A 12,722-nucleotide genomic window follows, 5' to 3' on the forward strand; every position below is an offset into this window, starting at 1 on the left:
CCTCAACCCCTTCCCACGACGACCACGGCCACGGCCACGACCAGGTCCTGCACGAGCACCGCGGGCAGGAGCACGAGCCAGCCCACCTCCACGAACTTCTCGGGGCGCAGCAGCGGCATCCACCGGCGCGTCCACACCAACACCGCGAGCACGGCGATGGTCTTGAGGAACACCCAGATCCACGCGGGCAGCAGCGGACCCGAGCCGCCGCCGAGGAACATCGGCACGGCGAACGCCGCACCGGCCGCCAGCAGGGCGTACCGGCCCGCCTCGAACACGAGCCGGTCCACCCCGGACAGTTCCGCGCGCACCCCGCCCGCGACGTCCGCGCCGAGCGCGGCCGCGAACGGCCCCCACACCGAGAACGCGGCGACGCCGAGCAGGTAGACCACGAACGCGATCGGCATCCACGCGGCGAACCACAGCCCGTCCTGGGCCGCGGCGATGGTGCCGACGCGCAGGCTCGCGGCAGCGAGCGCAGGCGCCACGAGGGCGAACATCAGGGGCAGCTCGTACCCCAGCGCCAGCGCGAGGAACCGGTAGCCGCCGACGAGCGCGAACGCCGAGTTCCCACCCCACCCGGTCAGCCACACGAAGGCCCAGACGAACACGTCCAGGGCGTTGAACCAGACGAGGCCGACGTCGAGATCCAGCAGCGTCCACCGCCCGAGCGGGACCACCGCGATCATGAGCGCCGCCGTCACGAGGAGCCCCGCGCCACCGATCCGCCACAGAAGCGTGTCGGCCTGCACGCTCACCCGGCGACGCTGCCGCAGCAGGCGCGCGACCTCGCCGATCGGGCGGGTCACCCCGTTCGCCATGCCCCCGGCCCCGGAGGCACGCGCGGCGAGCGCGCCGTCGATCATCGCGGCGGTGGCGGCGAGCCCCACGAGAATGAACAGTGCGAGGACGGCCCACCCAGGCGCCGCGGTCACCAGGTCCGGTACCGTCGCCGTCGCCGTCATCACCACCTCAGACATGGGACTCCTCGGACTCCCTCGACCCCTGCAGACGGCGCACGTTGAGACTCGCGACGACGAGCCGGGCGGTGGCGACGTCCAGACCCGTCACCAGATGCGCGATCGCGTCCACACGCAGGAGCTGATCGTCCTCGCGGCGTCCGGAGGCGTCCACGACGGCGGGGTCCGGTGTGGACGTGACGTCCGCCGGGGGCGTCCGACCGACGCCGTCGAGGGGTTCCAGCAGGCGCAACACCCGGTCGTAGGTGTCTCCGGCCGTGTCAGCCGGAAGCCCCAGGGTGCGCAGGTCGTCGTCGGTGACCGGACGGAGTCCGCGCAGGGACCAGCGCAGGACCCGGGACCGGGCCACCTGACGCCGCAGGCGATTCAACCGGCCGGCGAGATCCGACTCGTCGGCGCCGTCGAGGGCGACGTCCCGCAGCGACCGCACCCGCGCCGCCCCCGCCTCCCACCCGGCGAGCGCCAAGAGGGACGCGGCCGCGTCCAGGCGGTACGCGACCTCCTCCCCGGGAGGGCGGTGAGCGTGTCGGTCGGGGCGTCCCCGCCGTCGGGCTCATCGAGCAGTTCGCCGCGGGCCTGCGCGACGACGTCGCCGTGCAGCGTGGCGTTCAGAACGAGCCCGGGGGCCAGTGCGGCAGTACCGGACCGAGCGGGACCTCCAGGACGTCCATCTCCAGACCGTCGCGGTCCTCGGCGCCGCCGGCCAGGGGAATGCCGCCCGGGGCCATCTCCATGTCGCCGTGGTCCATGTCGCCGTGGTCCATGTCGCCGTGGTCCATGTCGCCGTGGGCGTCGTGACCTTGGTGCCCGTCGTGTTGTCCCTGGTCACACCCGCCACCCTGGCCGTTGTCCTCTCCGCTGCCTTCGTCCGCCGTCCCGTCGTCGCCGTCTCCGGACGACGCCTCGTCATCAGTGTCGGCGGAGTTCGAAGCGATGAGGTCCGCAGCGAAGGGCCGGGTCCGGGCGTCGTCGTGGTGGCGGGGGGTGTCGAGCAGCGCAGTGCGGGCCTCGTCGAGGCGCGACGCCACCTCTGCTTCGTCGGCCACGTCGACGCGCACCCGTGGGCCGGGCATCTCGTGCCAGACGCGTTCGACCGCCTCGGCCAGCTGCGGGCCCGGGTGTCCGCACACAGCGACGACGTCGGCGTCGGCCGGCGAGAGGGCGAGCAGCCATCCCCGCGACGCCACCGCGCGCTCCACCGCGACCCGGGTGCGCCACCGGCCTCGGACCTCGATCACGAGGACGTGCGAGCGCCGAACGGCCGCGCGGGCGAGGACGTCCGTCAGACCCATCGCAAGGCCCCCTCTCGCCAGGCCCATACGACGGCGACGAGCAGCGCGGCCAGGAAGAGGAACATCTCGACGACCGCGGTGATCCCGACATGCGCGACCACCACCGCCCAGGGGTACATGAACAGCATCTCGACGTCGAAGGCGAGGAAGACGAGCGTGACCGGATACCACCGGACGTGAAACCGCGACAGGGCATGCTGGGTGGGATGTCGGCCCGACTGATGAGGCAGGGTGACCAGCGGCTCGGCCCGCACGGACACCATCCGGTGCAGGCCGTACCCGGCGAGCACGACCGTGACGGCGAGCAGCGCCAGGAGCGTGACGCCGTGGAACATGTCGAACTCCCCTCTGTCGTCTCCCGCCACCCCGGTCCGTCATCACGCCCGAGGCCCGCATTGCCTGGACGGCCGACGGGCGTCGACTCGTCACTCTCCGCGAACTACCCGGCGCTCGAGGCAGCCGTCGGCCTCGGGGTGAATCCGGGTGGAGCGAGGGTCCCGTACGGGGTGACCTCGTAGGATACAGCACCGGCACCTGCGAGGTCGTCGTCGCGCCGTTACTCGTCAACGTGGCCTGGGCGAGCGCGCCGGGCGGCTCGGGCACGTTGTCGAGCACGACAGGATCGTTGCCCTCGCAATGGAGTTCGGCGCGGCCACGTGGGGGCACGGTCATCGACGTCCCCGAGCCGGAGGCGAAGCGGATATCGACGGACCGCTGCTGATCCGCGACGTTGTCGGCGGAGCCACAGAGGATGCCTGGGCCACTCTCCTGGCCGGAGACGACGAGCAGGTTCACCAGCCGAACGTCGCCGACCGTCGCGTCGAGCCCCGCTCCTCCCTGGAACTCGCCCTGTGCGGGCTCACCTGCGCAGCCGGACAGCGCCGCGGTGAGCGCCACGGCAGCGGCGATCAAGGGTCGGTGGTACGGGCGACTGCGCCCGTCCGACACCCCGTCGACCGTCAGCCGGGCAATGCCGGGATCGGCAGGAGAACTCGAGGGGACACCCACGATCGATCCAACCGTCGCTGACCCCGAAACGCCGATTCTGAGCGTGAGGTCACCTCGAACGCTACCTACCCGAGGTCCTCCGGACAACAGACGCCCCTCACCTCCGGCCCGGTGGACGCCTCGTGTCCTGTCACCATGGTCGCCATGACCTCCGACCGCTCCGACCTCTCATTCCGCGTCGGTCGCGAGGAGATCAGGGTGCGGCGTCGCTATGAGGTTCTCAGCATCGCCAACGACATCGTCATCGGACTCTGGTTCCTCATCGGAAGCATCCTGTTCTTCTCCGAGTCCACCACCTTCATCGGAACGTGGCTCTTCGTCGTCGGAAGTGCCCAGATGCTCATCCGCCCCGGCATTCGGATGACTCGGCACGTGCACCTGACGCGAATCGGCTCACGAACCCCGGACTCGCGCCGGGACTATTGACCCGACGCGAAGGCGGGTGCGCGCCGACTCACGATGGGTTCCCGGGTCACGTCCGGCGCGATAGGTGGGTGGAGGAGCCGACACCGCCCGGGCGATACCGGTCATCGGTGGAGGTCACGATCTCCTGGGCGACGTCGCGGAGTTTGACGTTGCCGGTGGAGGACACCCGCACCATGAACTGGAACGCCCTGTCCTCGTCCAGTTGGTAGCGCTCCATGAGGATGCCCAGCGCCTGCCCGATCGCCTTGCGGGAGGTCAGGGCCTGGTTCAGCTGGTCGTCATGGCGGGCGTGGCCGAGGGCGATGGCGGCGTGAGTGGCGAACAGTTCGGCGGAGCGGACCGCATCCTCGGCGACCTCGTCGGAACTCGTGGAGTACAGGTTCAGCCCGCCCAGACGCTCGTCCTCGACGAACAGTTGAACGGCGAGTTGGGAACGCACGCCTCGCTTGGCGGCGATGGGCATGAACCGTGGCCAGCGTTGGTCGTGACGGGCGTGATCGACGACGACGACGCGCTGCTCACGGATCGCCTGCACGCACGGGCCTTCGTCCAACTCGTACTGGGCCGCGTCCAGATCCCACACCAACTGGTCGGTGCCCGCCATGGTCTCGATGCGGCCTCCGCGATGGTGGATCGAGACGCCGACATGATCGAAACCGGGAACCGAGACGAGCGTCGCCCGGGCGATCGCCTCCAGCGTGTCCTCCAGCGAGCGGGAGGTGTTGACCTCTGCGGCGGCGGCCGTGATGACCTCGGCGATGGTGAAGTCGGAACTGCTCATGGCCGTGTCGCTTTCTGGCTGCAGACGCGACGCCGAACGGGCACGTGACGACTGGGTGATTGGGGCGTTGTCAGTACTTTAGGCAGTTCTCGACCAGAGTTGGTGGCGAGCCGCTCGACGGTTGCGCAACCCCGGGCCGAGTGCGGACGGCGCCGGTAGGCGTCGGGTTTCGCGGTGCGTCCGAGGTTCGCTGCCGAAGGCCCGAGCCACGGTCGGGGTCTTGCCCCGCGACGCCCCGCTGGGTAGGTTTCTCCGAAGTCTCCGCGCTCAGACTCGGCGCTACGGGAGGCTGTACGACGGTTGGACAGACCGTGAAGATCGACCTGCGTTTCCGGTTCGTCTCCTCCACCGCCTGGCTGAGCATCGCCGGTGCGGTCGACGCCTACAGCCATGCGGAGCTGGCGCGGCGTCTCCTCGATCTCGGGCGCCTCGAGTGCTCCGTACTCCATCTCGACGTCGGCGGCTTGACGCATATCGAACCGGAGAGCCTGCACGCGATCGACGAGGCCCGACGCGCCATGGTCGATCGTGGTGCCACCTTCGACGTCACCGTGGCATCGACGACGTTCACCCTCGCGAGCTTGATGTGCGGGTACACCGACCTGGCCGCTCACGCGCGCGTCGCAGGCCGGGTGCCGGCGTCCGAGTTGCCGCCGTACACGAGCATCATCAGCCCCACGATCGAGACCGGCAGTGGTCGACACCTCTGAGGGTCCAGCGACATCGGGGTAGGCGTGGCGACACCTACGTCGCCTTTCGGGTGACGCGTAGGTCGCTGCGTGCGTGAGCACAATGTTGTAGCGGTACAAGTGACATGCCTGGTGAATGCAGGCGCCCGTTCGAGGTGTCCTCCGGGACAGGCTGCGGCAGGCTGGTGTGTACGAATCCGTCACGGAAGGGGTCTCATGTCCGAGCAACCGAAGGAAGACCGGAACACCGACACCGACATCGACGAGCTGAACGAGGACGGCGTCGGTGGCACGACCGGCAAGGACTCCTCGTTCGAGCCCGAAGAGGACGACAAGGGCGCCGAGGGCACCGAGTCCTGAGTCCGTCCTACGACCACGGCCGGGAGGTTCCGATACCTCCCGGCCGTGTCGTGCCCCGTGCCGAAGTGCCGTCCCGGAGGCTGAGACCGGACCGCGTCGAGGGCCTCGAGATGCCTACGTGCCCGCCAGGCAGGTGGCCGGAGGACGGAGAACTACGCTCGTCGGCATGGACACGACAGCATCCCCCGGCCTCCGCGCGGCATGCGATCACGTCCTGTGTGCCACGTGCGGGGTCGAGTACGGCCACCGGTCCCTGCCCGCGCTGTGTCTCATCTGCGATGACGAGCGCGAGTACGTGCCGCGCGCCGGACAGTCGTGGACCACGGTCGGTGAACTGGCCACCGACGGATGCAGGACCGTCGTGGAGCAACTCGAGCCCGGCCTCGTGGCGATCGGCACGAGACCGGTGGTCGGCATCGGCCAGAGCTCCAAGCTCGTCGTCACCGACCACGGCAACGTCCTGTTCGACGTCCCGCCGTTCGTCGACGGCGCCGCGATCGCGGCCATCGCCGAGCGGGGCGGGATCGCCGCCGTCGTGGCGAGCCACCCCCACATGTACGGGGTGCAGTCCCTGTACAGCCGGGCGTTCGGGGACGCACCCGTCTACGTCGCATCCGCCGATCGTGACTTCCTGCCGCTGCGGCCGTCGACGGTCCGGTTCTGGGAGGACACCTTCGACGTGGTTCCGGGGGTGCGACTGGAGCAGATCGGTGGACACTTCCCCGGCATGACGGTGGCGCACTACACGGCCGCCGACGGGTGCGGAGTCCTGCTGGCCGGTGACGGCATCTACCCGGGTCCCGAGGGGCTCACCGTGAGTTTCCTGCGCAGCTACCCCAATCGGATCCCGCTGTCGGGCGCGGTCGTCCGCCGGATCGCCGAGCAGATCGGCCGCCTGGAGTTCGATCGGCTGTACAACAATTTCCGGGACATGGTGCCGGAGCGGGCGCAGGAGGTCGTGCAGGAGTCCGCGCGGCGCTACATCGCGTGGGTCACCGGCGAGAACGACCACCTGACCTGACCCTGCCCGCCCGGCCCGTGCTCGAGCCGGAGGGGGCGCGGCGCAGTGCATCGGGCTTCCAGGTTCAACGGGGGCCCCAGGTCCGATGCGGTGGGCTCCCGACCGGAGACGGGCGGCACGGCATTCCTCCTCACCCCGAGATGCCGAGTCCGCGGCGCGTCCGTAGCGTCGGGCCATGGACTTCCAGGACCTCGTCGGGGACAGGACGGTGCGGCAGCGGCTGCGGTTCGACGAACGGGTGGCGGCATCGGCGGTGCGCGTCGTCGAGGAGTCCGATGCCGTCTCGGCCGCATTGACGCTCGCTGCGTCCCTGGCCCCTGTGTCGCGGCTGCTCGGACGCGACACCGCGACCTACTTCTCGACCCTGGTCACGCTGGGCGCGATCGACCTGACGACGGCACGCGTCTGCGAACCGCACCTCGACGCGCTGACGATCCTCGCGCAGGCGGGTGATCTCGACCTGTCACCGTTGGGCGCAGGAGTGGGCAGCACGTGGGGGTGTACGCCGCCAACGCCCCCGGCCATGGGCTCACCGCTCGCGCCGCGCCCGACGGGTCCTGGGCCATCGCGGGCAGCAAGGCCTGGTGCTCTCTGGCCGAGTCCGTGACCCACGCCCTCGTGACCGCGGACACCGACGGTGGATCTCGGTTGTTCGCCGTCCCGATGCGGCACGAGAGCGTCGGGGTGGACTCACGGTCGTGGGTCTCGCGCGGACTGAGCGCCCTGCGCACCTCGACGGTGGTCTTCGACGGCGTCCCGGCCGTCCCCGTGGGCGGCCCGGGTTGGTACCTGAGCCGCCCCGGATTCACCTGGGGCGGCGTGGCGGTCGCCGCCGTGTGGTTCGGCGGGGCCGCGGCGCTCGCGGAGGCCCTGTGGGATGCCGCCGGACGACGCGACCCCGACCAGGTCGCGCTGATGACCCTCGGGAAGGTCGACGTCGCCCTGCACACGGCCCGCACCGCCCTCGAGGACGCCGCTGCCCGCATCGACACCGGCGAGGCGGAGGGACAGGCAGGGGTGGTGCTCGCACTGCGCACTCGCACGGTCGTCGTCGATGCTGCGGAGCGCGTCATGCGGGCCGTGGGGCACGCCCTGGGACCGGCACCGCTGACCCAGGACGAGGCCCACGCCCGCCGGGTCGCCGACCTCACCGTCTACATCCGGCAGCACCACGCCGAACGCGATCTCGCCGTCCTCGGAGGGCATCTCCTCGCGGCGGGGGAAGCAGGCCGGCCATTCGGGGGCGCGCTGTGACCCCCGATCCCGGCACGCCCCGCCCCTTCAGCCACACCGACGCAGGAACACCCGAGCACGTCTGGTTGAGGGCGCCGCAGTGGGACGACGTGCCCCGCCTCGACCTCGATGCGCTGCTCGGTGGCGGCCCCGACCGTGGCGCCGGTCCCAGGCGGGTCGTGCTGGCCTCGGCCCATCCCGACGACGAGACCCTGGCAGCGGGGATTCTGCTCGCCGCCGCCCACGCCGCAGGTGCCGACATCGTCGTCGTCGTCGCGACGGGCGGCGAACTCTCCCACCCGAACTCGCAGACGTGGTCGCGCGAGCTGCTCACCACCACGAGGCGTGCGGAGGTCCGCGCCGCGGTCGAGGTGTTGGCGCCGTCGGCCCGCTTCGTGCACCTCGACCTGCCCGACTCCGGGCTCGCAGCGCACGAGGACCGGCTCGTCGCGGAACTCACCGCGCTCGTCGATCCCGGCACCGTGCTCGTCGCACCGTGGAGTCTCGACGGGCACGCCGATCACGACGCCCTCGGGCGGGCAGCGACCACGTGCAGTGAACGCACCGGGGCACGCCTCGTGCAGTACCCGCTCTGGCTCTGGCACTGGGGCGAACTCGCCGACCTGCCGTGGCATCGGGCTGTCGCGCTCGCCGGCGACCGGCGATCCCTGGCGCTCAAGGAACGGGCCCTGGCCTGCCACAGATCCCAGGTCGAGCCCCTCGGTCCGCTCCCCGGTGACGAACCCGTCGTCGGACCGGACGTGCTGAGCCGCGCCCGCCGCCTCGTGGAGACCTTCCTGCTCCCCGATGCCGAGGCGGTCGCACAGGTCGCGGCCCCGGCCGGTGAGCAGGATGCGGGGGTCTTCGACGACCTGTACGCCGGCGGCGAGGAGGATCCCTGGGGGTTCTCCTCGTCGTTCTACGAGGCGCGCAAACGTGATCTGGTGCTCTCGCTCCTGCGCCGCCTCCGCTACGGCCACGCCCTCGAGGTGGGATGCGCCGACGGGCGTCTCACCGAGTACCTGGGCCGGCGGTGCGACCGGGTGACCGCGGTGGACGTGAGTCAGGAGGCGGTACACCGGGCGCGCGAACGTGCACCTGCCACCTGCGCCGTCATCCGCGGCGCCGCTCCGAGTGCGATCCCCGACGGGCCGTTCGACCTCGTCGTCCTGTCCGAGGTGGGCTACTTCATGCACCCCGCCGACTGGCTCGCCACGCTGCGCCGGTGCCGTGAACAGCTCGCTCCCGCAGGTGAGATCGTCCTTGTCCACTGGCAGCACGACACGCAGGACATCCCGCTCGACGGACGGCTCGTCCACGGCCAGGCCGCCACGATGCTCGACCTCCCGCGGACGGCGCACTACCTCGACGAGGACCTGGCGATCGACGTGTACGGCGGCCCGGTCTCGATCGCGTCCGAGGAGCGCGTGTGAGCATCGGACACGTCGTCGTCGCCATCCCGGTACGCGACGAGGCCGCGCTCCTCCCCGGCTGTCTACGAGCGGTCGCGGAAGCGACGTCGGTGCTGCAGCAGGAGAACCCGGTAATAGTCGACGTGGTGGTGACCCTCGACGGGTGCACCGACGGCTCCGAGGCGATCGCGCGGGCGTTCGGGGTCACCGTCGTCGAGCGGGCATCCGTGGGGGTCGGCGCCGCGCGCGACTCCGCTGTCCGGGCCGGTCTGGCCCGGTGCCCCGCCGATCTCGACTCGGTGTGGATCGCCAACACCGATGCGGACACGCAGGTCCCGCCGACCTGGCTCACCACCCAGCTCCGGTGGGCCGACGCCGGCCACGACGTGGTGGTGGGCACCGTCGAGCCCGTGGGCATCATCGACCCCACCCAGCTCGACGCCTGGCACGAACGACACGAACTGGCCGAGGACCACTCCTACGTCCACGGCGCCAACCTCGGGATCCGGGCCTCGACATACGTCGCGCTCGGCGGGTTTCCGGCCTCCCGCCTGCACGAGGACGTCCGCCTGGTCACCCGCGCCCGCGGTGCAGGCGTGCCCGTCGTCGCCACCGACACCACCCGGGTGCAGACCTCCGGCCGCTCGGTCGGACGCGTCCGGGGCGGTTACGCCGGGTATCTGCGTACCCTCCGTGCAGACGAGCACGACCACCCGGTCGCCGGCCTGCTCTGAGCCTTCGAGGCGGGCGTTCCGTCCCGGCGTAGAACGTCATCGACGACACGGACGGACGAGTCTCTTCGACCGAACTGCATGAACGCCTCGCCCGGTGTCCTCGGTGTCGTCCGTGTGGCTGTATGCGATCTCCCTCCGACCCGGCCTCGTGTAGCCATGTCACCGCTCGGGCGGGCGCTCTGGGCGTGCAGTGCGACGACGGTCGCCGGGGCCCGGCTCGGCTGGGCGGGGCACGTACTGTGCCGGGTATGGCACGGATTCGGGTGGGCACGTCGGGATGGACCTACCCGTACTGGCGTGGGGACTTCTATCCCCAGGGTCTGCCGCACCGGCAGGAGCTCGAGTACAACGCGCAGCACTTCGACACCGTCGAACTCAACGGCTCGTTCTACTCGCTGCAGCGACCCAGCTCCTACCGGCGGTGGGCCGGCGAGGTCGAGAAGGTGCGCGAGGACTTCGTGTTCGCCGTCAAGGGCAGCCGGTACGTCACCCATATGAAGCGGCTCAAGGACGTGCGGACGGCGCTCGCGAACTTCTACGCCTCGGGGGTGCTCGCCCTCGGCGCGCACACCGGACCCTTCCTGTGGCAATTGCCCGAACGACAGGAGTTCGACGAGGAGCTGCTCGCGTCGTTCTTCGACCAACTCCCACGCACGATGGCCGGCGCTGCTTCTCTCGCAGCCGAGCACGACGACAAGATCTCCGGCGATCGGGTCCTCACCGAGACGGGGCTCGACATGCCGCTGCACCACTGCCTCGAGCCGCGCCACGCCTCTTTCGAGGCCCCCGACGCATTGCGGCTGCTCGAGCAGCACGGAATCGCTGCGGTCACCGCCGACACCGGAGGACGGTTCGCTCGACTCGACGCCGAGACCGGCGAGATCGTCTACGTGCGCCTCCACGGACCCGAGGGCCTCTACGACAGCTCCTACTCCGCCGAACTGCTCGACGAGTGGGCCGCCGCCCTCATCGCCAGGCGCGATGCCGGGCGAGACGTCTACGTGTACTTCGACAACGACGGGCACGGCCATGCACCTCGAGACGCGGCGGCTCTGGCCGAACGGTTACGCGACTCCTGACCCGCCGCCCACGGCGTTCATCAGCGGGAGCCGACTGCGCGACCCAACGCGGCCCGCAGCGAGTCGCGAAAGTCGCGCATGCTCGGCACCCACTGCAGGTAGTCCGAGGCATGCGGCATCCCGTCGACGACGACGAGCTCGACCTCGACCCCGGCCTCGCGCAGCCGACGGGCGTACTCGACGTCCTCGTCGTGGAACAGGTCGATGGCGCCGACCCCGATCCACGCCGGCGGGAGGCCGGACAGGTCCTCACGCCGGGCGGCCGAGGCGTACGGGCGGTCCTCGACCTGGGTGACGGGGTGCCCGAGGAAGAGCGACCAGCCGTCGCGGTTCTGCTCCGGGGTCCACACGAGATGCCTGGCCTCGCCGCGCTCGCGCAGCACCGTGCGGTCGTCGAGCATCGGGTAGACCAGCGCCTGGACGAACCGCCGCGTCGGGAGAACGTCCTTCATCCGGATACGGCGTCCCGGATCGGGAGACAGTGTCATCCGTTCCGGGAGTGTTCGTCATCCGGTAGGTGCATCGTGGCCCGCGTCCGGGGCAGAGTGCGACTGGTCCCCACATCGACGGCCCGAGGAGATGACATGACCGCGGCTCTGCGTGACCGGCAGAAGGACCGCTTCTGCGACGCCCTGGCGGCGGTGGAGGCGACCGCGCCGACCCTGTGCGAAGGCTGGGATGCCCACGATCTGGCGATCCACCTGTGGATCCTCAAACACGACCCGGCGTCCTGGCCAGGAGATTTCCTGCCCGTGCCGCCCCTGCAGCAGACCTCCCGCGAACGCGCGCGGCGTATCCGCGAGCGGTGGACCTACGCCGACCTGATCGAGCGCCTCCGCGCCGACCCCGGATCGATCGCGTGCATGCCGCTCGACGCGCTCGAGGGTCACCGCCACGCTCTCGGCGAGTACTTCATGCACACCCTCGACATCACGCGCGCCAACGGACTCCCCGAGGTCGCGCCCGACGACGAACTCGAGGACGCCCTGTGGCGTCGGGTCAAGGCGGCGGCCCTCGCCCTGCACCTGGTGAAGACACCGGGACTCGTGCTGCGTCGGCCGAACGGGGACTCGGCGCGGATCGGCCCGAGGTGGCGTGGGCGTGAGGTGGTCGTCACCGGCGAACCCGGCGAGCTCATGTGCTGGGTGTACGGCCGTGGCGCCGTCGCCGACGTGACCGTCGAGCGCCGTTGACGTCCACGACCCCGCACGGAGCGCGGTGCTCAGCGCTCCGGGTGGACAGTGGGGTGGACGTCGGTCGCACCAGGCAGTGCCGTGTCCTGCCGGAGCGCCTGCAGGGTGTCGAGCTCGCGATCCAGGTCGCGGCGTCGGGCCTCGAGACGTTCCATCTCCGCTTTCAGCAGCCGTTCCATGGCGCCGGTCCGCTCCTCCGGAGGCGCTTCGAGGCAGGGCAGGAGGTCGTTGATCGTCGCACTGCACAGGCCGGCGGCGAAGAGGTGCTGGATCATCACGACGCGTTCGACGGTCGAGGGGTCGAAGTCGCGCCAACCGCCTGACGTGCGCTCGGAGCGGATCAGCCCCTGTTCCTCGTAGTACCGCAGCGACCGGGCACTGACCCCACCCGCCTCCGCCAGTTCACCGATGCGCATGACACCTCCCGAGCTCGCGCCTCGTCCCCAGTCTTGCAGTTGACACCGGTGTGAGGTTCCACGCTCGACGTGCCGCACCCACCAGGGGTGCCCACTCG

Annotated in this window: 17 protein-coding genes; 10 read left to right on the plus strand and 7 right to left on the minus strand. The window is 70.7% G+C overall.

Annotation, left to right across the window (positions count from 1 at the left end; translation table 11 throughout):
• Nucleotides 1–2: 2 nt before the first annotated feature.
• From QQK49_RS19360 to QQK49_RS19375, 4 genes are all read right to left on the minus strand, one after another.
• The gene (locus QQK49_RS19360; protein WP_284305407.1) at nt 3–980 is read right to left on the minus strand and encodes an NADH-quinone oxidoreductase subunit H; all 978 of its coding nucleotides are present in this window, start codon (nt 978–980) and stop codon (nt 3–5) included.
• Nucleotides 973–1,446, minus strand: coding sequence for a hypothetical protein (locus QQK49_RS19365; RefSeq protein WP_284305408.1), 474 nt, complete (start codon nt 1,444–1,446; stop codon nt 973–975). Before QQK49_RS19365 ends, QQK49_RS19360 begins: the two co-directional genes overlap by 8 nt.
• A 142-nt stretch (nt 1,447–1,588) precedes the next feature.
• Entirely contained in the window at nt 1,589–2,272 is a 684-nt protein-coding gene (locus QQK49_RS19370; protein WP_284305409.1) for a hypothetical protein, read from the minus strand.
• Nucleotides 2,263–2,607 carry an NADH-quinone oxidoreductase subunit A gene (locus QQK49_RS19375; protein ID WP_284305410.1) on the minus strand — a complete coding sequence of 115 codons (345 nt, stop codon included), beginning with the start codon at nt 2,605–2,607 and terminating at the stop codon, nt 2,263–2,265. The genes QQK49_RS19370 and QQK49_RS19375 overlap by 10 nt, the downstream gene beginning before the upstream one ends.
• 817 nt (nt 2,608–3,424) lie before the next feature.
• Between QQK49_RS19375 and QQK49_RS19380 the strand changes: the two genes are divergently transcribed.
• A complete protein-coding gene (locus tag QQK49_RS19380) occupies nt 3,425–3,706 on the plus strand; it encodes a YrhK family protein (protein WP_284305411.1) in 282 nt (93 codons plus the stop codon).
• A 46-nt stretch (nt 3,707–3,752) separates the two neighbouring features.
• Here QQK49_RS19380 and QQK49_RS19385 read toward each other — a convergent pair whose 3' ends face one another.
• On the minus strand, nt 3,753–4,487 hold the full coding sequence (locus tag QQK49_RS19385) for a GAF and ANTAR domain-containing protein (RefSeq protein ID WP_284305412.1): 735 nt from the start codon (nt 4,485–4,487) through the stop codon (nt 3,753–3,755).
• A gap of 311 nt (nt 4,488–4,798) precedes the next feature.
• Between QQK49_RS19385 and QQK49_RS19390 the strand changes: the two genes are divergently transcribed.
• The 8 genes from QQK49_RS19390 (at nt 4,799) to QQK49_RS19425 (ending at nt 11,015) form a co-directional block, all read left to right on the plus strand.
• Complete coding sequence (locus QQK49_RS19390; RefSeq protein WP_284305413.1) at nt 4,799–5,197, plus strand: hypothetical protein; 399 nt, start codon at nt 4,799–4,801, stop codon at nt 5,195–5,197.
• A gap of 195 nt (nt 5,198–5,392) precedes the next feature.
• Nucleotides 5,393–5,536, plus strand: a complete 144-nt coding sequence (locus tag QQK49_RS19395; RefSeq protein ID WP_284305414.1) for a hypothetical protein — start codon at nt 5,393–5,395, stop codon at nt 5,534–5,536.
• A gap of 166 nt (nt 5,537–5,702) precedes the next feature.
• Nucleotides 5,703–6,557 carry an MBL fold metallo-hydrolase gene (locus QQK49_RS19400; protein ID WP_284305415.1) on the plus strand — a complete coding sequence of 285 codons (855 nt, stop codon included), beginning with the start codon at nt 5,703–5,705 and terminating at the stop codon, nt 6,555–6,557.
• Between the two features lie 175 nt (nt 6,558–6,732).
• Nucleotides 6,733–7,164, plus strand: coding sequence for a hypothetical protein (locus QQK49_RS19405; protein ID WP_284305416.1), 432 nt, complete (start codon nt 6,733–6,735; stop codon nt 7,162–7,164).
• Nucleotides 7,165–7,175: 11 nt separating this feature from the next.
• On the plus strand, nt 7,176–7,811 hold the full coding sequence (locus QQK49_RS19410; RefSeq protein WP_284305417.1) for an acyl-CoA dehydrogenase family protein: 636 nt from the start codon (nt 7,176–7,178) through the stop codon (nt 7,809–7,811).
• Entirely contained in the window at nt 7,808–9,223 is a 1,416-nt protein-coding gene (locus QQK49_RS19415; RefSeq protein WP_284305418.1) for a bifunctional PIG-L family deacetylase/class I SAM-dependent methyltransferase, read from the plus strand. Before QQK49_RS19410 ends, QQK49_RS19415 begins: the two co-directional genes overlap by 4 nt.
• Entirely contained in the window at nt 9,220–9,936 is a 717-nt protein-coding gene (locus QQK49_RS19420; RefSeq protein WP_284305419.1) for a glycosyltransferase family 2 protein, read from the plus strand. The genes QQK49_RS19415 and QQK49_RS19420 overlap by 4 nt, the downstream gene beginning before the upstream one ends.
• Nucleotides 9,937–10,184: 248 nt before the next feature.
• Nucleotides 10,185–11,015: a DUF72 domain-containing protein gene (locus tag QQK49_RS19425; RefSeq protein ID WP_284305420.1), complete on the plus strand. Its 831-nt coding sequence runs from the start codon at nt 10,185–10,187 to the stop codon at nt 11,013–11,015.
• Between the two features lie 20 nt (nt 11,016–11,035).
• On the opposite strand, the gene QQK49_RS19430 is transcribed toward QQK49_RS19425, so the two are convergent.
• Nucleotides 11,036–11,467 carry an alpha/beta hydrolase fold domain-containing protein gene (locus tag QQK49_RS19430; RefSeq protein ID WP_284305421.1) on the minus strand — a complete coding sequence of 144 codons (432 nt, stop codon included), beginning with the start codon at nt 11,465–11,467 and terminating at the stop codon, nt 11,036–11,038.
• Nucleotides 11,468–11,599: 132 nt separating this feature from the next.
• On the opposite strand from QQK49_RS19430, the gene QQK49_RS19435 reads away from it, so the two are divergent.
• Complete coding sequence (locus tag QQK49_RS19435; RefSeq protein ID WP_284305422.1) at nt 11,600–12,208, plus strand: maleylpyruvate isomerase family mycothiol-dependent enzyme; 609 nt, start codon at nt 11,600–11,602, stop codon at nt 12,206–12,208.
• A gap of 29 nt (nt 12,209–12,237) precedes the next feature.
• On the opposite strand, the gene QQK49_RS19440 is transcribed toward QQK49_RS19435, so the two are convergent.
• The gene (locus tag QQK49_RS19440; protein WP_284305423.1) at nt 12,238–12,624 is read right to left on the minus strand and encodes a MerR family transcriptional regulator; all 387 of its coding nucleotides are present in this window, start codon (nt 12,622–12,624) and stop codon (nt 12,238–12,240) included.
• Nucleotides 12,625–12,722: the final 98 nt, after the last annotated feature.

It is taken from the genome of Mobilicoccus caccae (genome assembly GCF_030161635.1).
Lineage (GTDB): Bacteria > Actinomycetota > Actinomycetes > Actinomycetales > Dermatophilaceae > Mobilicoccus > Mobilicoccus caccae.